Raw genomic sequence first — 22,515 nt, forward strand, 5'->3', positions numbered from 1 at the left:
TAATGCTGAATAATGACGATGCGAGTTAGTTGGGTTATAGACCAAAAAGTGTGTAAAGCTAGGGTTGTGGGTTATAGTCCAAAAGACCTATAACCCACATTTTTTACTTGGCACTGTTAACTCAACCTTAAACCCACCGTATTTGCTTCTACTTATATCAACTGTTCCATTATGAGCGCCAATAATCTGCTGAACAATCAGCAAACCCAAACCATGCCGTTGCTCTGCAGTACTTGTATCGCAAATCATATAGTGCGGTTCATGATTAAGCTTTTCGATTTTTTCATCTGAAACACCTATACCGTTATCTTCAACACAAATAATACAATTATTATTATTTGCAGCAACGGATACATAAATCGTACACCCATTTTCATTATGAGATATGCTGTTCTGAATAAGATTAGATATTGCTCGTTTTAATAAATCTTTGTCTACATTAATATTGCAAACAGTCAATTCTGCGTTCGTTTCCCATTTAATCGAAAACTCATCTTGCATACCCATGTTCATAAAATCCACAACAACTTGCCTAACAACAGCAACAACATTTTCTTCTTTTTTCATAATTGGTTGCATATTGTATTCAAGTTTTGAAGCCAGATTAAGGTCATTAATCAAATTCTTCATTCTGACACTTTGCTTAATAATCATCGTTGCTTTTTTACGATCTTCTTCCAAAATATGGAGAGAATTTTCTAACTGTCCCGCATATCCCATAACCATAGATAACGGCGTACGAATATCATGCGAAACCCCAGCTATCCAATTCGCTCTTGCAGTCTCTCTTTTCCTCAATTGTTCTTTTTGTATTTGCAAAATATCGGAAGCAGAATTTATATTAGATGAAATTTCTGAAAGCGCTCCTGTTTCTGGAATATGCACGCTTTCTCCACTAGATAAACGTTGTATCCCTTTTGTAATCGGATTAATTGATTTTAGTAGTTTTATATTAGCTATTAAATAAATTCCAAGAATCAGCAAAATGTTGATAAATAATACGCTTAAAACAATCTGCGGAAAATTTGAGATTAAACTGTAGTTCCAACTTGGTCGCGTATGTTTCCAAAAACTGTTGTGCGGAAATCCGACTACAACAACTCCATCCTTATTTTTGCCAGTGTAAGTTGGATAACCATCAATGTAACCAACGCTCAAATTAGCTATATCAGACAAAGTATAGTCGTTTGGAATACCTGCAGGGACATTTTCTGTTTTCCATACGACTTTCAACGTATTATTATCAATCAAAATTGCCCATGCGCCAGAATTTGTCAATTTGGAAGACATATTTTTTGATAATGCATAATCCCCACTTGCGGATAATTGTAATGCTTCTCCCGTCTCTTTTGCTATGCTATAAGGAGACATCTCTTTATCGGGAGCGTAGTTTCCTATAAGTACAACAAACGCAATAATATTCATTAATACTATAAGCACAGAGCTTAGTAGAAAAATACTTATGAAGCGTTGTATTAGTTTTGGTATGCTTTTCATTCTGCTTTACTTCACAATCAGCTTATACCCTAAGCCTTTAACTGTTATTAAAGAAACAGGCTGCGATGGATTGAGTTCTATTTTTTCTCTGATACGACGTATATGTGCCATTAAAGAATTTTCATATCCAAAAGGATTAGCTCCCCATGTAGCTTCACATAACGCGTCAATTGTTACAATGCATCCAGCATTTCTATAAAGTGCAGAAAGTAAGTCATATTCTTTGGCTGTGAGTTGAATATGTTCGTTATTTTTTATTACTTGGGCAGAAGAAAAATCAATCTGACTATTTTTCAGTTTAACAATGGGATTTTCGTTCTTGTAGCTTCGTCTTAAAATTGCCATAATGCGAAACGTTAGCTCTTTTGGAAGAAACGGCTTTACAATATAATCGTCTGCTCCTAAGTCAAATCCCTTAAACTTATCTTCATCTTCACCGCAAGCAGTAAGGAATAAAATAGGACAATCACTATATTGTTTTATCTGCTTCATTAGCTCAAACCCATTACCGTCGGGGAGCATAACATCAAGGATTGCTAATTCTGGACGTAATTTTTGTGTTGCTTCTACGGCATCTTTTATACTTTTTGCAGTCGTTATATTATAAAAACCGTATTCGTTTAATATGGACACAACCATATCTAGAAGTTCCTGCTCATCATCAACAAGCAGCAGATGCTTGTTCAATAAATAATCATTCAGATTCATGGAGAACCCCCTAACATATATTATGCCATGTGAATATTCATTTTTTGACCTCGCATAAAAATGTAAGGTAGATGTAAGGTGAAGAGAATGTTGTAGAAAGGTTGACGCAATATCATAAATCCCGAAAGGAGATATTGCCATGAACAATATTGTTACAACAGAACATTTAACAAAAAAATATAAATCATTTATTGCTGTTAATGATGTTTCACTTCATATTCGCAAAGGTAGCATTTACGGCTTTCTTGGGCCAAATGGAGCTGGAAAATCTACAACAATGAAAATGCTCCTAGGGCTTACGGCTCCAACAAAAGGTGTATTTACAATCGACGGAAAGCAGTTTCCTGCCGATCGCATACCTATTTTGAAAGAAATAGGCTCATTTATTGAATCACCATCTTTCTATGCAAATCTAACAGGTAGAGAAAATCTTGACATTATACGTCGCATTTTAGAACTACCTAAGAGTGCGGTTGATGACGCATTAGAATTAGTAGGTCTTTCTGAGTTTGGAGACCGTCTTGCAAAAAAATATTCGCTTGGCATGAAGCAAAGGCTTGGTCTTGCTGGAGCATTGCTTGGTAGACCACCTATTTTGATTTTAGATGAGCCAACAAATGGACTCGATCCATCTGGCATACACGAAATCCGAAATCTGATTAAGTCGCTGCCAGATCTTTACGATTGCACGATTCTTATTTCTTCTCATATGCTATCCGAAATTGAGCTTATTGCAGATGATATTGGAATACTTAATCACGGACACTTGTTATTTGAAGGTAGTTTAGATGAACTACGACAGCATGCTTTACAATCTGGTTTTGCTTCCGACAATTTGGAAGATATGTTCCTATCCATGATTGATGAAGACAATAAGATCAGGAAGCAGAGTGCAAGACTATGAAAACGCTTGTAATCGAACTAAAAAAATGCAAGAGAACTGGTTTTATAGCTCTTATGATTGCTATTGGCGTTATGGGAGCAGCGTACGCTTTTGTGAATTTTATTGTACGAAAAAATACATTATTAAACCTGCCTTTAGCTCCTATGGATATTCTTCTCACACAGCTTTACGGCATGATTATGGTGTTAAACATGTTCGGCATAATAGTCGCAGCATGCATTATCTACAACATGGAATTTAAGGGAAATGCAGTAAAAAAGATGCATATGCTGCCTATGAGAGTTCCTGCTATGTACCTATGCAAATTTATGCTGCTGACTGTTCTATTACTAATCGCTATTTGCATACAAAATTTGGCACTTGCAAAAATCGGTGTAACAGATTTGCCACAAGGTACGTTTAATGTAAGTACTCTTATATCTTTTGCTGCATATTCATTTATTACGTCAATGCCTGTATTGTCCTTTATGATTTTTGTATCATCACGATTTGAAAACATGTGGGTAACGCTTGGAATTGGTGTAGCAGGATTTTTAAGCGGCATGGCATTGGCTTCTTCAGACATTGTGCTTTTTATGGCATCACCTTTTATCGTTATGTTAAAACCAGCAGTTGCCATGAGCGCGCAACCTAATACTACGGTCGTAATCGTATCCATAGTTGAAACACTTCTGTTTTTATGTTCTGGATTGTGGGCGGCTAAGAACCTGCACTATGAATAAGGAGATTATGAAAATGAGATTTTTTGAACTTTTTAGAATCGAATTTAAGAAAGTAAAACGTAGTAAAATTATTCCTTTGATTTTTATTGCGCCATTACTTGTGGTTGGATCTGGTGTAGCAAGCCTTCATAGCTACTTCACTCCAGAATATACACACGCATGGGCTGCTATGTTTATTCAAAGCGCATTAGTCTACTCATATTATCTGCTTCCGCTTAGTATGATTGTTATTTGCGTGATGATTGCAGGACGAGAAACAAGCAATAACGGAATACTAAAAATGCTGGCATTACCTGTTAGCAGATACGCGATTTCTGCTGCAAAATTTTGCGTACTGCTATTTTATTTGCTTATGGAAATGGTCGTATTTTTTGCTGTATTCGTTATAGCAGGATTGTTTGCAACCAGTAGTACAGGAGTTACAGAAACGCTCCCAATTGTGTATCTACTAAAATGGTGTTTAGATCTGTTTTTGACTATGATTCCAAGCGTAATAGTCATGTGGGCGATTACTGTGCTTTTTGAAAAGTCAATGTTATCTGTTGGATTAAATATACTTCTTGTGATTCCTGGCGTATTAATAGCAAATACTCCACTTTGGATAGTTTATCCTTATTGTTACAGCGGATATATGGTTTCCCGCTCTCTACATGCAGTTACATCAACAGGATTAGTAAACGGATTTAATCTTATACCATTTTTGCCATGTGCAATTGCAATATCTGTGTTTGTATTTTTGATTGCAATAACACAATTTGGTAAAAAAGAGATGAGATAACAAGGTATATTAAATAACAATGCAGTGAGATAACAAATGAAACGAAATAACAAATGCAGATGTGACTTGCAAAATCGCATATAAGGTTTTAGCTATACACAAAACGCGTAAAACGTTCAAAACGCAGTATGGAAACAAATAGAACAAAAACAAAAAGCTTTCGGTTTTGAATGCCACTAGTAGCAAACAAAACCGAAAGTAACACATTCAACACTCAAAACCACCACACGCACAACAAACGCCAACACAAATCAGAGATAAAAATGTTCTTGCTTCTATTAAGGCGGCGGTTGATGCTAGCCCAGAGTTGCGTAGTAAAAAAGCGCTTATTGAAGGGTTTATTGCACAACTTAACGAGAAGGAGCTTGAGAAGCTTGCGGATTATAGCGATGACACTGCTGTTTACGATTCGCACGGCAACAAGTTGAGCGTTGTTGATTGCTGGAGCGAGTATGTTGAGCAAAAGTATAATCATGACTTGGCACAACTCGTGCAAAGCGAAGGATTAAACGATGCTTTGACTCGTAAGTTTATGGAGAAATCTTTTAGCGCTGGCGAAGTAAGTGAGCTTGGCACAGATATTAATGATTTAATGCCTAGAATGAGCAGATTTGGCGCTGCGGCTAAGGCGCGCGCTGAGAAGAAAAGTCGCATTGTAGAAAGTATGAGAAAACTGTTTAATGAGTTTGTTGGACTTATTGGCTTCAGTCAATACGAAAGATAATTCTCATTATCAATATCATTTTGCAATATTTCCGCATTTTTTGCGCTGAACTATATCAATCTAGTTGATATATCGATATTATGTACCTGTGGGGCCTTTGTATGGCAAGTTTTAGTTGGGTGCGCTCGATTGGGGTAGAGCGTTTAGAAATGCAGGAAGTGCGTGAAGTGTGTGAAGCGCAAGCGCGCAAAATGCAAAAGACACAAAAGAACGCGAGGAGATGTTATGCGCGCGTGTGTAAAAGTGCGCTGGATTATTCGTAATTCGGCTGCGCTGATGCTGGCTGTGTGCATGCTTATAAGTTGTGTAGTAAGCTCATTTGCTATCGCTACGCCAGTTTTCGCAACAGATGCAGATCGTTCATACGCTACATGGACTGAAGTTTCCAAGGCTATAGATAATCAATTACAGCAAGGTCAAAACGAATACAGAAGTGGTAACAATTCCGGTGCTGCGACGAGATTCCAAGCAGCCTACAATTCTGTGTACGTTGCTTCAAACATGATTACAGTTGTGCGAGATACAATTGGGCAGGATAAAGTTCAAGCGCAGCAAGACCAGTTCCAGCAGTTGCAAACGCTGGTATATCAACAAAATCAAGGTTCGCAAATAAGCGCTGTATCAAAAGCTCTTTCAGAAGACGTTGCACAAACTGCAGCTCAACTTGACTCAAATGCTAAGTTAGATAAGCCTAATATTTACGCACAAAAACTTCGGGCGCAAATCAAAGCAGAGCGAAAAAAGCTTGACGCTGCAAAAAAGAAAAATCTTGGCAGAAATGGTCGCACATGGAGTCAAGTTGCACGAGAAATGAACGTTATTCTCGACAAGTCCGTTGCAACCTACAAATCTGCAAAAGGAAACCAGTCGCAAGTCGCAACAGCCGTTGATTTAATTAACGAAGCCTACTACCAGTATTATGAAAAACTTGGCTTTGAGAAAAACGTTATGAATGCAATTAGTGGAAGCCGCGTTTCAACAGTCGAATATCAGTTCAAAGAGTGCCGCCAAGCAATGAACAACGGCAAAACGGTTGAGCAAGCTAAAAAGTTCGTAACGGATCTTAAAGCAATGCTTATAGAAGATGCTGCAAAACTTGACGGTGGTGCTTCTTCTAGCGCAAACCCGTTGATGCAATTTATAACTAGTTCTTTTGGTCAGGCTTTTGTTATTTTACTGCGTGAAGGCTTAGAAGCATTGCTGGTTGTTGCAGCAATTATTGCGTACCTGATTAAATCTGGTCACAAAAACATGGTGAAGTACATTTACTTAGGACTTGTTGCTGGTATTGTTGCTTCGCTGATTGTTGCTGCACTGTTCGGACTATTGTTTAATGGTTCTGGACCGCAGCAAGAGATTACGGAAGGCGTGGTTGCACTGTTTGCAATGCTTATGCTTCTGTACACAAGCAACTGGATGATTTCGCGCTCTTCTGTACAAGCGTGGAATAAATACATTAGCGATCAAACCACGGCTGCCGTGTCCCAAGGCAGCTTGATTTCGCTTGTACTGCTTAGCTTCTTGGCAGTGTTTCGTGAAGGTGCAGAAACTGTAATCTTCTACCAAGCTATTTTTGCGGTTTCAAACGGAGCTGATTCCATGATTTGGGGCGGTTTCGTTGCTGCGGCTGCAGTTTTAGTAGTAATTTTCCTGCTGATTCGTTTCGCATCTGTGCGCATACCAATTCGCCCATTCTTCACCGGTACAAGTGCTCTTATGTCTGTGCTTGTGGTGATTTTTGCTGGCGGTGGCGTGCATGCGCTCATAGAAGGCGATGCGCTCGCAGGTATGTATATTCAAGGCTTGCCAACTAACGATTGGCTTGGATTCTACCCGTATGTGGAAACGATTGTAGCTCAAATTGTAGCTGTAATCGTGGTAATTTCGCTGCTTTGCGTATCTATTGTGCGAAGCCGTGGAAAGTGTACGGTAGAAAATAAATAAGCAAAATAATCAAAAATAACCAATAAATAACTAACAAATAAGTAACAATTAAACAACGAGTAACTCACAAATAAATAACCAATCAACAAACAGAGAAGGTTAGATATGAAGAATAATAAGATGATGGCACTTGCTGCCTTAGTGCTTGCAGGAATGCTTGCACTCGCTGGATGTGGTGCTAATGGCAATTCTGCTAAAACTGCCGCTAAGTCACAAGCGACTGAGCAGAAGGCTGACGACAAGGCCGACGACAAAGGCGGCGATAAGGGCTTTGAAGAGGTGCCAGTTGGCCCTCACCAGGATCAAAACATTGGACCTCTTACTATCGGTGCCGTATACTTCCAGCCAGTTGATATGGTTCCAGCTGGCATGGGCTTGAAGGCTTCAGAAGCGAGCTTCCATCTTGAAGCCGATATTCATGCTAACCAAAAAGGCACCAAGCTCGGCTACGGTAAGGGCGAGTTCATTCCAGATTTGACTGTGAACTATGAGATTGTTGACAAGGCAAGCGGCGAATCTGTTGGCAAGGGCACGTTCATGCAGATGAATGCTTCCGATGGTCCTCATTATGGTGCAAACGTTAAGCTTGACAAGGCTGGCAACTACAAGCTTGTGCTTTCCATCGAATCCCCAGAAAAGAAGGGTTGGATGCTTCACGTCGATCCTGCTACCGGCGTAACTGGTCGCTTCTGGACTGAACCAATCAAGGCAACATTCGACGACTGGAAGTACACTCCTCGCCAGTGGTAGTAATAGTTAGTAATAATCAGAAGTAGTTAGTAATTATTAGCAATTATTAGTAATTATTGAGTTAAAGATTATAACTGATAGCAAAGGAGGGAGTTATGCTCAGACTGTTCGTAGCAGTTATGCCTGGGCTGCTCCCGCTTATGCTACTTACCATGGGCTTAAGCGCTTCTCTTACGGTTGGTGAGGGGCGAGATAAGCCGCTAAGTGCGCGATGGAGATTGTATGGCCTGTCGGTTGGCACAGTTGCCGCACTTATTTTTGCGATTCTTCGAGCAAGCGTAGTAATTAATCAGCGTAACTTTATTAACATGCCTGCGCTTTGCGTTGCAGTTCCTTTCGACATTGCGGCGATTGTAGTTGTGCTTCGTTCGCACAAAACTGTTGAAAACTGGCGTACGCACCAGCTTGCAATGCACATAAGTAACGCAATCGGCGCGTGCGCACTAGCATTTACCGTATTTTATGCGCTTCCAGACGTTATTTTACAGCTTACAATTTTCGTAGATTCAAGCACGCCGCCGTTTACTTCCGACATGCTTTTGCGTGCTCTTGGTTTTATTCTAGGTATTATTGCGGCGATTTGTTTAAGTCTTATGGCTCGTTCAGTGCGAGCTACAGCTAGCGCAATTTCCTTCAAAATTGCAATTGTGCTCAGCATGATTATTCTGCTTGTGCAGCACGTAACTTCACTTTTGCAGATTATGCAAGGAAGCATTCTGCTTTATATTGACGACTTTTCTTTCAGCGTGCTTGTTTGGCTGATTAACAATAATCCGCTGATGATTATGGCGCAAATTTGTGTGTTTTTGATTCCTGCAGTTGCATCTCTCGTAATCGGTTTTAAGACGGCAGTAGTTGGTGAAAATGCTGCAGAAATTCGCACAAAGCGAGCTTTTAAGCGCAAATCTCGAAAGTCTGCGCTCGCAGCGCTTTTGGCTGCAGTTACGGTAATACTTACGCTTACTGCAGGCGTATCTATTATGAATATTAAGCCAACTCTTACGCCTCCAGAACCGTACGAATTGCACGATGGTGTGGCAACTATCAACTTTGTGCAAATTTCAGACGGCCACCTTCACCGCTTCCAATACAAAGCAAAAGATGGCACTGTTATGCGCTTTATAATCATTAAAAAGAATGGTGGAGCATATGGAGTTGGTTTAGACGCGTGTGAAAACTGTGGAGACGCAGGCTACTATGAAAAAGACGGCAAGATTATTTGCCGCAAATGTGACGTAGCAATTAACTTGGCGACCATTGGTTTTAAGGGTGGTTGCAATCCGATTCCGTTCCCGTATAAGGCTGGGCATGGCAAAATCACCATTCATACTGCTGATTTAGACGTGCTTAGTTCGCACTTTAAGTAAGGAGCAACTAATGTTTATGATGCGTATGGTTGCTCGCTCTCTTGTGCGGCAAATAAAAAAGCGCGTTCTGATTGCGCTTGTAGTGTGTTTAAGCGCGTGCGTAAGCGTTGCAATGCTTAGTGTTGTGTATGACGTTGGAGACAAGATTAACGCCGAGCTTAGCTCATACGGTTCGAATATTGTTGTTCAACCAAAATCTAGTGCTGTTGTGAATGATTTGTATGCGTCTCGCGAGCAGGAAGATGCTGCTTCTTTGCATAATCTAGCAGCTGCCGAAAGCCAAGAGTCTACTGCTTTTTTGAAGGAATCAGACGCTGCAAAAATTAAAATGATTTTTTGGGCGTTCAATATTACGAATTTTGCGCCGAAAATAAAAGTTCACGCCAATCTTGAAGTGAAGTCTTCTACGAAAACTGTGGTGCCGATTGTTGGAACTTGGTTTAATCGCAAGCTTGCGCTGGCTTCTGGTGAAACAACTGTTGTTGGCGTTCAAGGTTTGCGTTCTTGGTGGAAGATTCGCTCAGGCAGATGGGCAAAAGATAATCAATCCGAGGCAATGGTCGGTGTGAATCTAGCGGAACGTTTGCACTTAAAACTTGGCCAGCGTTTGCGTTTGCTTCGTGACGGACGCAAAATTTTGTTGCGCATTGTGGGCGTATACGATTCCGGCGACGACGATAATAACGCAATTTACGCAAGCTCTAGCGATGCTCAAAACCTTGCAAATAAGCCGAATATGGCTGATTTGATTGAGGTAAAGGCGCTTACTACTCCTGAAAATGATTTAGCGCGTAAGGCTGCTAAAAATCCGGCAGCACTCAGCCAAGAAGAGTGGGAGACTTGGTATTGCACTGCTTACCCGAGTTCGATTACTTACCAAATTGAGGAGGTAATTCCGGGAGCTGTTGCAAAACAGGTTCGTCAAGTTGCGGCGCTGCAGGGAAACGTATTGAATAAGACGCGCGCTGTTATGGTTTTGATGACTGCATTGAGCTTGATTGCTGCGGCTGTTGCTGTGGCGAATCTTATGGCTGCTTCGATTTCGGAACGTTCCGGTGAGCTTGCCTTACTTAAGGCTTTGGGTGCACGAGATGGTGCTGTTGCTCGTCTTATGCTTATGGAAACTGCGGTTATTGCATTTGGTGGAGCGCTTCTAGGCATGGTTTTGGGATTTGCGGTGGCACAGATTATTGGTTTTACGGTGTTTGGTTCTGCGATTTTGTTCCGACCAATGGTATTTGTGCTTGTGTTTGTGCTGCTTGCGTTGACTGTGCTTGCGGCTGCAGGCTCGTCGATTCGTTCGATTTTGAGTGTGCGTCCTGCGGAGGTGCTTCATGGCAGGTAAATCTTATATGACTTCCAACAATGCAATGTTTATAACCATGCTATTGAGCGCGGTATTTCGCCGAAAATCGCGTGCTCTAATGGCTGTTATTGCAACGCTTGTTGGTGCTGCTACGCTGTTTTGTTTGGCTGCAATCTGCCTGGTTGTGCCCCAGCAGATGAGCGACGAAATGCGCGCGTATGGAGCGAATATTATCGTAACGCCAATTGAGGGCGAGTGGAAAAACGGTATTGATCGCGCAATGGTTTTGCATACAAACGATATGGTTCTTGCAAAAGGTGCTATGCGATCTGCTACGTATCGTTACGAAAATGTGCGTATTAACGCAGCTCCGTACGTTTTAGCAGGAATAGACGTTCGTTCAGTAAAGTCTCTTAATAAGCATTGGAATGTAGACGGCTCTTGGCCGAGCAGCGGAAATGTGATGGTTGGGCGAGATGTTGCTTCTGCGATGGGCTTAAAAATAGGCTCTCGTATTGCAATTGCGTATAGATCTTCGGATAATACTAACGGCTCGCATAAGCCTGCAGAGAAATCTGAAGATAAGTCTGCAAGTAAATCTGCAAATAAGTCTACAAATCAGTCTGCACAAAAATCTTCTCAACAAAAGCTTGTTGAAGGCAGAGTTTCAACGGATATTATGGATACTCACGGCACAACTTTCCGCGTTTGTGGCATTTTGGACACTGGTGGTGCAGAGGATTCCATGCTTTATGCACTAAACGCAGATGTAAATACTCTTACTGGAGTTAAGCGCGGAGCAGACGTGATTGCTTACTCGTCTTCTGCGCCTAGCGTTGATGCGGTTGTGAGAAGCATTAACAATATGACTTCTATGCGCGTGCGCGCTCAGCAGGTTACTAAAGTTACTGCTGCTGACACTGGTATTATTACTATGCTTCGCAGCCTGTTTTGCATAGTTTCGCTAGTTGTGCTCGCGTTGATGATGGTTGGTGTGAGCACTACGATTTCTTCGATTGTGCAACAGCGTCGAAACGAAATTGGTTTGCGCAAAGCTTTGGGTGCAAGCGCTAAGAGTATTGGCGTGGAATTTACTGCCGAAGCTGGATTATACGGTTTCGTTGGTGGCATTGCCGGCACGGCAGTAGGGTATGTGTTTGCGCGTTTGCTTGCGGCAATGGTGTTCGCTAGAGATTTGGGTGTGAATTGGTGGCTTGTTGCATTTTCTGTTGCATTTAGCCTGATTGCTTCTTGCGTTGCTGCGTTGCCGCCTGTTTTGCGCGCTTCAAAAATTGACCCTGCAATTGTGCTTCGAGAAGAATAATTTTAAGCGTAAATTTATGGATTGTTTAAGATTTGAGTTAAGGATTTAACATGGCAGAGAATGTAGAAAATAAGTTGGAAGGCGCGGAGTCTAAGCCAAAAATGCTGTTGACTTTGGATCATATTTCCAAGATCTACGGCTCTCTTCGTGCTGTTGACGATTTGTCGCTTACTGTGCCAGAAGGTGAGTGGCTTTCTATTGTTGGCTCCAGTGGTTCTGGCAAAACAACGTTAATGAACATTATTGGCTGCATGGATTCGCCGTCCAAGGGTTCCGTGTCTTTGCAAGGACGCAAACTTGAGGATTTGAACGCCGGTCAGCTTGCTGACGTTCGTAAAAACGTAATCGGCTTAGTTTTTCAAAAGTTTTATCTTGTACCACATTTAACGGCTGTTGAAAACGTGATGGTTGCGCAATACTATCATTCGGTTGTTGACGAAGCTCAAGCGATGGACGCTTTGGATCGCGTAGGTTTGAAGGATCGTGCTTACCATCTGCCAAGTCAGCTTTCTGGCGGCGAGCAGCAGCGTGTGTGCATTGCTCGTGCGCTTATTAACTGTCCTAAGTTGCTGCTTGCGGATGAGCCAACTGGCAATTTGGATGAAAAAAATGAGCAGATTGTGCTCGACTTGTTTAAGCAGCTACATAAGCAAGGCACGACGATTATTGTTGTAACTCACGATTCTTTGGTAGCTCAATGCGCTGATCGCGAAATTATGCTTAATCACGGTGTGCTTGTTGGTGAGCGCTGGAATAATGAGGATGCGCGTAAAGCGTACGAGGCGATTGGCGGCAAGCCTGCGTTTACGAGTGCGCATATTGATGAAAGCGTTGCGGAAGCTTTGCAAGACCATGAGCCTACTAAGTCGCCTAAATTAGCGAATTTAGATGATTAGTTGCGTAAGATTTTAGAATATACAAGATTTAAAGGCGATGATTGTATGATTTCAGATAATATGTTTCACGATGTTTCACGCGACGATTTGAAATCCAAAAAAGTTACGAAAACCGTTGCTACACTTGCGATTGTAGCTGCATCGTCTGCTATGTTGTCTGCTTGCGGCGAGCCGAGTGCTGTGCCGATGAACGATGAGTTCGCTGGTAATTCTGGTCAAAGCGCAGACGATAGTGGTACCCCTTCGAGTAAGTACGATTCAGGTGCTCAACAATCGCACGCTTCTGCGCAAAGTGAGGATTCTCAGAATCAGCAAAATCAGCCTAAAACCGATACTGGCAATTACAAAGATGGTGAATACAAAATCAAAGCCACGTATGGCCCAGTTGCGGAAGATAGTATTGAAGTCAATTTAAGCGTTGCGAATGGCAATGTGAGCGATGTGCAAATCACTCCTCATCCGTTTACGCCGATTTCAAGAGGCCATATGAATGCATTCTCAAAGGCTATTCCAGGAAAAATCGTTGGAAAACCGTTGAAAGATTTGCATATTTCGGTTGTTGCTGGAGCAAGTTGGACTAGCGACGCATTCAATAAAGCGCTTGACGTTGCTCGCCAAGAGGCTTCAATTCAATCCGCAAAATAATCTACAACCACCTTAATCTTTGACTTCAAGAATAGTGCCTTCGTCGCGAATCATCGTTGCTGCCATAGCTCCGGTTGCTGCCATAAATGGAATAATCGCATTACTGTATTCGTGCATGAATTGTGCAAAATCATGATCCCAAGAAATAATCGCAACGTACAAAAGAAGGAATTCGATTGCTGTAAATATTGCCCACTTAAGAATCCAAATAAGCGTTTTTTTAATAAGTTTTATAGAGTCCTTGCTCATGAGTTGCCTTCTTTCTAATTTGCTGTTTTGTTCGTGAGCATTGTAGCTAATTAGCGTACGTTGCTGCTCGTTCGTATGTATTTCTAGTATAAATGTCGCAATCCTTCGAGCAGTACGATGTACTCAGAACTTAGTACTCAATATTGCACGGAAAATGTTGGTAATTAGACTTAAAGCAACGCACAAATATGTTGTGCAAATACGTTACAAATACAAGGAGATACAAACATGAGTAGCGCAAATATGGGTAGTGCAAGTATGAGTGATTTTGGTATAAGCTCTTGGCAACCAGAAGATAACGTAAACAAAATAGGAAACGTTAGTGAAAATAGCATTAATCAAATTCAGGAGCAGGAAGATAACCTTGCGGAAAATAGTAGCGAAGAGCTTTCACAAGATGACATTGATGAATTAGCTAAGCAATTAGAAGAATTCTTTACAAAATATATCGTGCTAGAAAATGGCTCTTTTGTAGTAAAAGAGGATGCTATTATTGCAGACGGTTATGGCAATCATATAGAAGATTTTCGCAATGCTGCAAAAGGATTAAATCTTTCAATGGAAGATCAACGATAAGCTTAAATCCGTAAAGTCTTAAATCCTTAAAAATCGCTTTCATCAATAGGGTGACCTTGTGGGCGCTTTATGACGCGCCACAGAATCACCAATGTTACAACGCCATTTGCAATTCCGTAGTAATAAATCCAAGGAACGTGAATAAGCCCACAAATAAAGCATGAAATAATATTTGTTAAATTATTTAGATAATTGCTACGTATTTGCTTATTTTGTGATTCAACTTTTTTGCGTTTTTGCTCAAGAGTCATTATGTAATCTTTGTTGTTTTCTATATTCTCAACATCACTACTTATGCTGTTAGCGCCTGCGCCGTCAATCTTAGATATATTATTTTCTATATACGCATTTTTTTCTTTAATAACGATTTTTCGCAAGAAAAAATATGCATAAGAATACAATGCAACAGAAAGAAGTCCTGGAACAAGCCACAAAACGAAAAAGCCAAAGCTACGCATAAAAGCAGCTGTTGAGGCAAGCGCCATCGCAGCTACTTCTGCGGAGTGCAATACTACTAATCGTTTTGTCATATAATCCTGCTGCAATCATTATTGAAACTGCATTTTCAAACGCAACTAAAAGTCACATATTGTTACTTATTATAAGCACATATGATCTACGCGCAGTACTTGTAATCATTTTTTACTACACAATTTGCCCTACTTTGCGCGCGTTTATAAAGTAGAATATAAGAAAAGTAGCGTGTGATTGCAAGAAAGCCATTATGCCAAAAACGTATGCAATAGTAGATAACGACCCGCTAGTTTTAGCGGTTATGCGAAACGTGCTCAGCAAGCTTTTGCCGAGTGAGTACGTGTGCAAATGGTGCGTAAAATCTGGAGCGCAAGCTTTGAAATATTGCCTCGTAACAAAAACAACTCCGGATTATATTTTGATAGATATGTCAATGAAAGACATGTCTGGAGTGGAAGTAATACGCGCAATTCGTGAGCAAAACAACAGTATCATTTTAATTGGCATGACTTCCTACGATTGTAGATCCTACGCTTCGATGGTTGCGCAAGTTGGTGGGCAAGCAATGGTCGCTAAAGACAATTTCAAAGGACTAGCAGAAGCTTTGCAATATTGCGATAAGCAGAATGTGTATGGCTGCCGTTGCGTTAAAGGCGTTGCTTACGATTTTGCTACACCGCAAGAATCTTTTATTAGGCTTTCTAAATCAAGGTCTCGCAGCGTTTTGCCGCCTCAAGAACTGAAAATCATGGATCTGCTTGCTAAAGGCTACACAACAAATCAGATTGCGGCTCAACTTGGTCTTATGCCAAACACTGTAAACACGCATATTCATAGGATTTACAAAAAATTGCATGTTTCTAACCGCGTGCAAGCAATATCTGCATTTGCTGCAATGCAAAATCGTGAGCAAAATAGCAATATGCAATATTTTAATGATTCGCTGCAAAATCATCAGAATCTTTTGCAAGAAACGGATAACGCATGGTAATGAAAACATTTTCGCGTGTTATTGAGTTGGTTAAAAGCTGGAAAATTCAACGAACTTTATTCATAATATTGGCGATTCTTGTAGTGTCAATGGATGTGCAATCTTGCAATACAGCTGGTTTGTGGCATAACCCGCAGCAATCTGTGTGCCAATACGTTTGGATGTTCGCAATATTTCTTTTGATTGCTTTTTCACGTCAAATATCCCTCGTAACTCCGATTTTGTATTGCGTAACGTTAGCAGTACCAGGCGTAAATGCAACTTGCTTTCTTTTTTCATTGATCGCTAGCATGTTTGTTGCAGGCTTTTACGATTCGTGGAAGTATTTGCTTTGTGCGTACATAGTTTCGCTGAATATTATGTACTTTGCAAAAATGGCGTACATTCCGCTTACTTTTCCTTGTTTTATTCTTATTTCCATGATTTGCGGTTACGCTTTGCGCAAGTATTTGAACATGTTGGAAGAAAATAATCGCGCAAAAATGGATATTGTACGAAGCAAGTTCCAGTCTTATATTGCGTCGGTTGCGTTGCAATTGCATGACGATGTGAACAATGAGATTACGGATATTACGCTGCTTGCAACGGATGCTTTATATGCTGAGAATAGTGAACATACAAAAGAATCGTTAGAGCAGATTGTTGAACATTCGCGTAACGCGCTTTCCAAAGCGAGACTTGTTATCAGCCTGCTTGAGCAAGCTGAGCAAAAGTATGATGATTCTTTAGATTCAAATATTGCCAGCACGCAGTTCGTTTATGGTTCTAATAGCAATGATCGCATGAATTTGACTGATTTTTTATGCAATATTCGTGCGCGCTTACAAGCTGAACAGCAAATTTGTGAGCAGCTTGGGTATTATGGCTCTCTAACAGTGGTTGATAAAAGTTCGGGGAGTGGTGATTTTACTGCATCTGCAACTGTTAATACTGAAAAGGCCCAATGTGCTATTCGCATGTGCAGTGAGTTGCTTACTAATATTCGCAAGCATTGCAATACTAGCGTTGATTTTTCTATGAATGTTACGGTTGATGAGCGCGAATGCAAAATAATGTGCATGAATTCGATTTCGACGTTGAATAAGTTTGGCGAAAGACTTGTTTTTGGCAAAGGTCTACTGTTTCACAAAAAATCTGTGGAACGTTTAGGCGGATCTTTAAGCGCTCAAAAAGATGACGACACTTGGTTGGTTAATGTTGTTATTCCGTTAAACTAGTGGCGCTCAAACTGCCACGATAGCTCCATGTTCTCATATGTTACGTAAATATATATCTTTATTATTTTGGCGACAAAGCGACAATTTTGGCGACATAAAAATGTCGCTTTGCGTCATATCTCTCATGCTCATTCTTGACAAACTCATACAACAACTTTATTATTTTTAATAAAAGTTTAATTTAATTAAAGTTTTATAGGTTGAAGAAAGGGGTGATATGGATCATATTCCAAAATGGATGGCTAATCTCACAGACGAAGACATGTCGTTTATAAAGAACTTTGTATTATCGTCTGGATCGTTAAAAGAAATGTCGCAAATGTATCAAGTCTCTTACCCAACGATGAGAATCAGGCTTAACAGGCTCATCGAAAAACTGCGCATAGGCGACAATGAACCAGAAGACCCGTTCGTTCTTTTGGTAAAGAGTCTTGCTATTGACGATAAATACGATGTTGACACAGCTCGAACACTTATAAACGAATATAGAAAAAGAAAGGATGAATCATGAGCTATGCATTATTTGGTCCGATAATTGACATTCTTATTGCACTTGCTATATGTGCTTTAGTGTTCTTTGTTGCAAGAAGTCTTATTCGCTATGCGCATTCTCTTAAGAAGGACGATAAGTCATCTAAACAGTCTGCAGAAGATAAAAGAATTGCGTTACAGGACTTATAAAACACAAAAACCGAGTTATCGTGGCAGATTTTGTTAATTTTGCAATTTTTGCAACGATAACTCGAAATTTAACGAAGAGAAGAGAAGCAATGCAACTACCGAGCTAACGCCTCAATATGCAACACACGATCACATCGCTGAGCAATCAAAGGATCATGTGTCACTACAAGCAATGTCTTGTTATATTCTTTATTCATCGCTTGCAATTGCGCAAACACTTTATCAGCAAGATCTCTATCAAGTGAACCCGTCGGCTCATCTGCCAAAATCAACGAGCCAGGTTTCAGCATTGCACGAGCAATCGCAACTCGCTGCTGTTCACCACCAGAAAGCACAGCAATACGGTCATTTTTAGCATACTCAATATTGAGTTCAGCAAGAACTGCATCAATCATTTGGTGTTTAACAGACTTTGACTCTTTATTATATGCCATCGCAATCCACAAATTATCAAATACAGTTCGATTATTGAGCAATGCAAACGATTGAAATAAATAGCTAATATGATAACGACGTAACTTAGTAGCAGCAACAGAATTAATAGCTGGAAGTTCTTTGCCAGCAATCTTTATTTCACCTTTATCATAGGTTTCAAGCATGCCGAGAATGTTTAGAATAGTGGATTTTCCAGAGCCGGAAGCCCCCATGATTGCTAACGATTCTCCTTGTTGCACACTAAAACTAAGATTATTTAAAACCGGTCGATTTCCATATGATTTATAAAGATTGCGTACGCTTATTAAAGGTTCAATACTGTTATTTTGCATTATCGACTACTCCTTTACCATAGAAGTAATGTGTTTATTACTCAAATAATATGTTTGTATCGTTAATAATATGAGTTCAATAATTGCCGAAATCAGCACATATATCATGCCAGAACGAGTCCGTTCAATCGAAGCAATAATAAAAAGTACTCCTTGAACGAGTCCCACAAGCAAGAATGGCATAGAGAATATGCGTAATAGCGAAAAACCAAGCAATCGTTTCACTGCAATACTTTCTTGATAGCATGCTGCAAACATAGCAATAATCGCTATAAGCAATATCAACATAAGCAGAGTAATAAGCAGAATTACGCTACCGAACAATTGCAACGTCTGCATAATCGTCTTTTGGTAGCCTGCAATGCATTCTCCTACTTGTAAGAATTGAAGATGATTATCATCAAGATGATACCGTGCAGTATAAGCGTCGCTCAGATATCGAGCTGCTGCTTGATCATTCAATTTAATGTAGCTATTGTCAAGGCCGCCAGCAAGTAATGATTCACTTTCAGACGCATTCAAATTATCGCTCGTCGCATAAAAAATAATAGGATCTTTTACCATAACTTTATGATGAATATCCGTAGACCAGTTAAACCACTCGCGAGAAGGATGATACGTGCGGAATGCGAATTGTGGATGCGCAGTAAACTTGGTCGAAACATCAGTAGACGTTAGGTTGTCTGACTCTTGAAGCCACTGCCTCATCGAAGTCTGCTCTTGAGGATTATACGTGTCGGGAATGAAGTAGATGCGCACACCCTGACGAGCAAGGTTTTTGACATCGCTATCTACAGTAAATCCTTGATCTTGCAAGTACTTAGGCGACGCCACAAACGACCAGAATGGCTTAGAAGGCACATGCTTATATACGCTACCATTGCGCCAATCTTGTAGTATATCTGCATCAAAGAAGCTTGTGTAAATAAGCCTTACTCCTGGCTTATCCTCAATAGAACGATACCATGCAAAAGCATCTTTGGCATACTGCGTCGATTGACCAGATACCGAAGCACCATCTTGCCCTACGAGGTGGTGATACATAATTCTCTGGTTTAATACAGGATGCCACATACGAGCAACTTCCACACTTTTCGCCAACTCACCTATTGGCCCATCTATGCTATGCACACCTTCTAATACGCATGTTGATGCAATAGCATAAACGAGTGCAAGAGCAATAAGCATACCACGTTTGGTAATACGATTACGAATTGCATCTACTGGTTTTACAGAAATAATCATCAAAATAACTAATGCACTGAGAAGCAACACAACTGCAATAACTGGCAACGCTATAATCAGCGCCTGCATTAACAATTGAATATTCCATATAAATCCGTGAGTAAATAAACTCATCACGATACAAACAAGAGGATATACGGCGAGTGCTGAAACAAGTATCGGCATAAGATGACGCAAAGCAAACGATGAACGCGACCAACCCAGCAACAAGTAGCTTCCCAATGTTCTATACGAAAGATACCCATCAGCGATTATCGTAATGCCAAGAAGCAACACTGTTACAATGCAGACAATAATAAAAGTAAGTTGATTAAAACTATTGGATCGTGCTATTCCAGATTTTCCACGTTGAAAATCTTGGTAGGTTGTACCAGCGATGCGAGCAGCTTGAGTAACTAATGCATGGTAGTCTCGATTGGAAAGTCCCACAATCCTGTAATCACCAAGCTTTGTTTTACTATTGTCGACGAGGGCATCTAATTGACGAACAACTAAACGCGAACCCTCAATGGAAATAGTGGGCAGATCAGCAAGCATATCTGCTTTTGCCATATCAAGTCCAAGCGTTTTGCTACTTTCGCTGTGCAATAATTGCGTAAAGGCATGCGATGTCAGAATCGGCGTTCCGAGATATGACAAAGTAAGCAAATCATCTTTACCCCGCGGATTGCCAAATATGCCAAGCTCAAAACCATCTACACCGGCGTCACTCGCTGCCAAGCGCATATCATTACGAACCACAAAAGCATTATGCTGAGCAACAGTCTTCTTGAGTAATGCATAAATTTGATCAGCTTTGTCTTCTGTCACACCGCGTAATGAAAAAAGGCGACTCGTTTGTGGATATATAGCAATACAATCACCCAAGGAGTCGTTCATTTTTGTCAAACCTAACAGCGATGCAAATAATGCAAGCAGAAGAACAAGTGCGCATGACAATGAACGCAACAATCGAGACATCGCATCCCCTATGATAAGTTATTCATACATACAGATTATTTGCAATCCCAATATGCAGTAGCGCATGGAGCCAATGCCATGGAAATTGCTAACACTACTGTCGATGCAATACGTGAAATTTTCTTCATCGTAAACCTCCAACTTATTTGCTGGGGGGGGGGCAATGTGCCTCCCACTAACATGATAGATTCACTTATTTGTTGCGTCAACAAGAAATGCTAACGACTTATTCCGACCGAGTATTTAGACGAACCTTTGCGTAGCAAACGCAAATAAGAAGTTAATCTGCGATGCAGAATGGTGTTTCGTTGCTATTTTATACACGTTATCGCGTCAGTTTTTGCTAGCTAGAATAAGTCGTCGTGAGATCCTAAGCGTAGGAATATAATGCAATCTTCTTTAACTTGATACAACAGTAGAACATCTGCAGACACATGCAATTCATGCACGCCTTTATATGAGCCTTTAAGAATATGATCTCTATAAGTTGCAAGCTCGCGAGAATCTGCACCATTGCAAATAAGTCTTACAATATTGATTACCTGCTCAATATCGTAATGCTTCTGCTTATATTTCTTAACATCTCGCAGATAGATTGGACTATAAAATGGCGGTTTAGGCATTGCGCATCAGCTCAGCAAAATCGTCAACAGTACCTGCAGCTATTGGTTTTTCTTTCATAGCTTCATCAATAGAGTGCTCATATGGAGAACTTTCAAGTGAAAATGGGAAACGTTGCGTATTTACAATCTGATACAAAAATAGGTTGACTGCTGAACTCATATCAAGACCATAATGTTCAAGAACTTGCGATGCGCTATCTCGTATTTCTGGGTTAACTCTTACACTTAATCTGCTTGTTTTGGCTGTTTTTGTAGAAGTCATGTTGTTTCCTTTAAGCTTAAAATCATAAATTTGTTATTCATGCTTTGCTTTATTGTAGCAGACATGTAGCACCCAACGTAATGCCAAAGTAGCACCATTGTGCACACAATTATTACTAAATCGTGCGTTATCGTGGCAAAAATTGCAAAATTGTATCCTACAGGATAAAATATTTTTATGGAGATACTTAAAACAGATGAGTATCGCAATTGGATGAAAAAACTTCGCGATACGCAATCTAAAGCTCGAATTAACGCGAGGTGAGATTATGTGAAATTGCAGGCAAGCCAGTAGGTGATTTGCATCCAGTTTGCAATGGCATTAGCGAGCTGCGTTTCGCTTTTGGACCAGGATATCGTGTGTATTTTGCGCAAAAAGGCTCAAAGCTAATGCTGTTACTCGCTGGTGGAGATAAAAGTAGTCAAAGTAAAGATATTAAACAAGCAAAGATACTCCTTGCACAGTTAATTGAGGAGAAGAAATGGTAAATATAAGTAAATGGGATGCGAGTGAGTATCTTGAGAACGATGATGATGTTATTGCATATCTCAATGCCGCAGCAGAACTTAATGATCCTCGCTTGTTGCAAGCTGCTATAGGCGATATTGCAAAAGCTAAAGGAATGAAAGAGATTGCTCAAAAAGCCGAGGTTGGAAGGGAAAGCCTTTACAAAAGCTTAAGACGAGACGGCAATCCCAGCTTCCAAACTATTGCGAAGGTTGTTCAAGCGTTAGGTGGACGTATTGCAATAGAACCAGCAAATGTGTGACGCACACAGTTATCGTGGCAAAAATTGCAAAATTAGCAAAAACTGCCACGATAACGTGTGTAACATAGCAACGAAACACCATTCTGCATTGCAGATTAACTTCTTATTTGCGTTTGCTACGCAAAGGTTCGTCCAA

The 22,515-nt window shown here is 40.4% G+C and carries 25 protein-coding genes and 1 pseudogene; 18 read left to right on the forward strand and 8 right to left on the reverse strand.

Annotated features, from left to right (window positions below):
* Positions 1–87: 87 nt before the first annotated feature.
* Both HMPREF3208_RS03875 and HMPREF3208_RS03880 read right to left on the reverse strand, forming a co-directional pair.
* Positions 88–1,497, reverse strand: a complete 1,410-nt coding sequence (locus tag HMPREF3208_RS03875) for a sensor histidine kinase (RefSeq protein ID WP_016636910.1) — start codon at positions 1,495–1,497, stop codon at positions 88–90.
* A gap of 6 nt (positions 1,498–1,503) precedes the next feature.
* Positions 1,504–2,205 carry a response regulator transcription factor gene (locus HMPREF3208_RS03880; RefSeq protein WP_032814825.1) on the reverse strand — a complete coding sequence of 234 codons (702 nt, stop codon included), beginning with the start codon at positions 2,203–2,205 and terminating at the stop codon, positions 1,504–1,506.
* A gap of 139 nt (positions 2,206–2,344) precedes the next feature.
* Between HMPREF3208_RS03880 and HMPREF3208_RS03885 the strand changes: the two genes are divergently transcribed.
* The 11 genes and pseudogenes from HMPREF3208_RS03885 (at position 2,345) to HMPREF3208_RS03935 (ending at position 13,565) form a co-directional block, all read left to right on the forward strand.
* Positions 2,345–3,109, forward strand: coding sequence for an ABC transporter ATP-binding protein (locus tag HMPREF3208_RS03885; protein ID WP_004105713.1), 765 nt, complete (start codon positions 2,345–2,347; stop codon positions 3,107–3,109).
* Positions 3,106–3,831: an ABC transporter permease gene (locus HMPREF3208_RS03890; RefSeq protein WP_016636908.1), complete on the forward strand. Its 726-nt coding sequence runs from the start codon at positions 3,106–3,108 to the stop codon at positions 3,829–3,831. Before HMPREF3208_RS03885 ends, HMPREF3208_RS03890 begins: the two co-directional genes overlap by 4 nt.
* 13 nt (positions 3,832–3,844) lie before the next feature.
* Positions 3,845–4,609: an ABC transporter permease gene (locus HMPREF3208_RS03895; RefSeq protein ID WP_032814827.1), complete on the forward strand. Its 765-nt coding sequence runs from the start codon at positions 3,845–3,847 to the stop codon at positions 4,607–4,609.
* Between the two features lie 253 nt (positions 4,610–4,862).
* Positions 4,863–5,333, forward strand: a pseudogene (locus HMPREF3208_RS03900) (type I restriction endonuclease subunit R, EcoR124 family); the annotation flags it as partial.
* 225 nt (positions 5,334–5,558) lie between these two features.
* Positions 5,559–7,277 carry an FTR1 family iron permease gene (locus tag HMPREF3208_RS03905; protein WP_016636904.1) on the forward strand — a complete coding sequence of 573 codons (1,719 nt, stop codon included), beginning with the start codon at positions 5,559–5,561 and terminating at the stop codon, positions 7,275–7,277.
* Positions 7,278–7,382: 105 nt separating this feature from the next.
* Positions 7,383–8,027: an iron transporter gene (locus HMPREF3208_RS03910; RefSeq protein ID WP_016636903.1), complete on the forward strand. Its 645-nt coding sequence runs from the start codon at positions 7,383–7,385 to the stop codon at positions 8,025–8,027.
* A gap of 95 nt (positions 8,028–8,122) precedes the next feature.
* The gene (locus HMPREF3208_RS03915; RefSeq protein WP_016636902.1) at positions 8,123–9,394 is read left to right on the forward strand and encodes a DUF2318 domain-containing protein; all 1,272 of its coding nucleotides are present in this window, start codon (positions 8,123–8,125) and stop codon (positions 9,392–9,394) included.
* A 10-nt stretch (positions 9,395–9,404) separates the two neighbouring features.
* Positions 9,405–10,739, forward strand: a complete 1,335-nt coding sequence (locus HMPREF3208_RS03920; protein ID WP_016636901.1) for an ABC transporter permease — start codon at positions 9,405–9,407, stop codon at positions 10,737–10,739.
* A complete protein-coding gene (locus tag HMPREF3208_RS03925) occupies positions 10,729–12,024 on the forward strand; it encodes an ABC transporter permease (RefSeq protein ID WP_016636900.1) in 1,296 nt (431 codons plus the stop codon). Before HMPREF3208_RS03920 ends, HMPREF3208_RS03925 begins: the two co-directional genes overlap by 11 nt.
* Before the next feature lie 50 nt (positions 12,025–12,074).
* Positions 12,075–12,920, forward strand: coding sequence for an ABC transporter ATP-binding protein (locus HMPREF3208_RS03930; RefSeq protein ID WP_081091175.1), 846 nt, complete (start codon positions 12,075–12,077; stop codon positions 12,918–12,920).
* Between the two features lie 45 nt (positions 12,921–12,965).
* A complete protein-coding gene (locus HMPREF3208_RS03935) occupies positions 12,966–13,565 on the forward strand; it encodes an FMN-binding protein (RefSeq protein ID WP_032814828.1) in 600 nt (199 codons plus the stop codon).
* 12 nt (positions 13,566–13,577) lie between these two features.
* Here the strand turns inward: HMPREF3208_RS03935 and HMPREF3208_RS03940 are convergent, their stop codons facing one another.
* On the reverse strand, positions 13,578–13,814 hold the full coding sequence (locus HMPREF3208_RS03940; protein WP_016636897.1) for a hypothetical protein: 237 nt from the start codon (positions 13,812–13,814) through the stop codon (positions 13,578–13,580).
* A gap of 228 nt (positions 13,815–14,042) precedes the next feature.
* Between HMPREF3208_RS03940 and HMPREF3208_RS03945 the strand changes: the two genes are divergently transcribed.
* Positions 14,043–14,390: a hypothetical protein gene (locus HMPREF3208_RS03945; RefSeq protein WP_016636896.1), complete on the forward strand. Its 348-nt coding sequence runs from the start codon at positions 14,043–14,045 to the stop codon at positions 14,388–14,390.
* A 26-nt stretch (positions 14,391–14,416) separates the two neighbouring features.
* Here HMPREF3208_RS03945 and HMPREF3208_RS03950 read toward each other — a convergent pair whose 3' ends face one another.
* Positions 14,417–14,920: a hypothetical protein gene (locus tag HMPREF3208_RS03950; RefSeq protein WP_016636895.1), complete on the reverse strand. Its 504-nt coding sequence runs from the start codon at positions 14,918–14,920 to the stop codon at positions 14,417–14,419.
* 194 nt (positions 14,921–15,114) lie between these two features.
* Here HMPREF3208_RS03950 and HMPREF3208_RS03955 point away from each other — a divergent pair, with 194 nt between their 5' ends.
* The 4 genes from HMPREF3208_RS03955 (at position 15,115) to HMPREF3208_RS06685 (ending at position 17,753) form a co-directional block, all read left to right on the forward strand.
* Positions 15,115–15,855 carry a response regulator transcription factor gene (locus HMPREF3208_RS03955; RefSeq protein ID WP_016636894.1) on the forward strand — a complete coding sequence of 247 codons (741 nt, stop codon included), beginning with the start codon at positions 15,115–15,117 and terminating at the stop codon, positions 15,853–15,855.
* Positions 15,849–17,072 carry a sensor histidine kinase gene (locus HMPREF3208_RS03960; protein ID WP_016636893.1) on the forward strand — a complete coding sequence of 408 codons (1,224 nt, stop codon included), beginning with the start codon at positions 15,849–15,851 and terminating at the stop codon, positions 17,070–17,072. Before HMPREF3208_RS03955 ends, HMPREF3208_RS03960 begins: the two co-directional genes overlap by 7 nt.
* Before the next feature lie 217 nt (positions 17,073–17,289).
* Positions 17,290–17,583 (forward strand): DUF2089 family protein, encoded by a 294-nt coding sequence (locus HMPREF3208_RS03965; protein WP_016636892.1) that lies wholly within the window; start codon positions 17,290–17,292, stop codon positions 17,581–17,583.
* Positions 17,580–17,753, forward strand: a complete 174-nt coding sequence (locus HMPREF3208_RS06685; RefSeq protein WP_016636891.1) for a hypothetical protein — start codon at positions 17,580–17,582, stop codon at positions 17,751–17,753. Before HMPREF3208_RS03965 ends, HMPREF3208_RS06685 begins: the two co-directional genes overlap by 4 nt.
* Positions 17,754–17,848: 95 nt before the next feature.
* On the opposite strand, the gene HMPREF3208_RS03970 is transcribed toward HMPREF3208_RS06685, so the two are convergent.
* From HMPREF3208_RS03970 to HMPREF3208_RS03985, 4 genes are all read right to left on the reverse strand, one after another.
* A complete protein-coding gene (locus tag HMPREF3208_RS03970; protein ID WP_016636890.1) occupies positions 17,849–18,520 on the reverse strand; it encodes an ABC transporter ATP-binding protein in 672 nt (223 codons plus the stop codon).
* 6 nt (positions 18,521–18,526) lie between these two features.
* Positions 18,527–20,725: a hypothetical protein gene (locus HMPREF3208_RS03975; RefSeq protein WP_032814829.1), complete on the reverse strand. Its 2,199-nt coding sequence runs from the start codon at positions 20,723–20,725 to the stop codon at positions 18,527–18,529.
* A 347-nt stretch (positions 20,726–21,072) separates the two neighbouring features.
* A complete protein-coding gene (locus HMPREF3208_RS03980) occupies positions 21,073–21,348 on the reverse strand; it encodes a type II toxin-antitoxin system RelE/ParE family toxin (RefSeq protein ID WP_012913985.1) in 276 nt (91 codons plus the stop codon).
* Positions 21,341–21,610: a type II toxin-antitoxin system RelB/DinJ family antitoxin gene (locus HMPREF3208_RS03985; RefSeq protein ID WP_016636887.1), complete on the reverse strand. Its 270-nt coding sequence runs from the start codon at positions 21,608–21,610 to the stop codon at positions 21,341–21,343. Before HMPREF3208_RS03985 ends, HMPREF3208_RS03980 begins: the two co-directional genes overlap by 8 nt.
* A 260-nt stretch (positions 21,611–21,870) precedes the next feature.
* Here HMPREF3208_RS03985 and HMPREF3208_RS03990 point away from each other — a divergent pair, with 260 nt between their 5' ends.
* Positions 21,871–22,098, forward strand: a complete 228-nt coding sequence (locus HMPREF3208_RS03990; RefSeq protein WP_016636886.1) for a type II toxin-antitoxin system RelE/ParE family toxin — start codon at positions 21,871–21,873, stop codon at positions 22,096–22,098.
* Positions 22,092–22,379: an addiction module antidote protein gene (locus HMPREF3208_RS03995; protein WP_016636885.1), complete on the forward strand. Its 288-nt coding sequence runs from the start codon at positions 22,092–22,094 to the stop codon at positions 22,377–22,379. The genes HMPREF3208_RS03990 and HMPREF3208_RS03995 overlap by 7 nt, the downstream gene beginning before the upstream one ends.
* The last annotated feature ends 136 nt before the right edge of the window (positions 22,380–22,515 follow it).

It is taken from the genome of Gardnerella vaginalis, assembly GCF_001546485.1.
Taxonomy (GTDB): domain Bacteria; phylum Actinomycetota; class Actinomycetes; order Actinomycetales; family Bifidobacteriaceae; genus Bifidobacterium; species Bifidobacterium vaginale_D.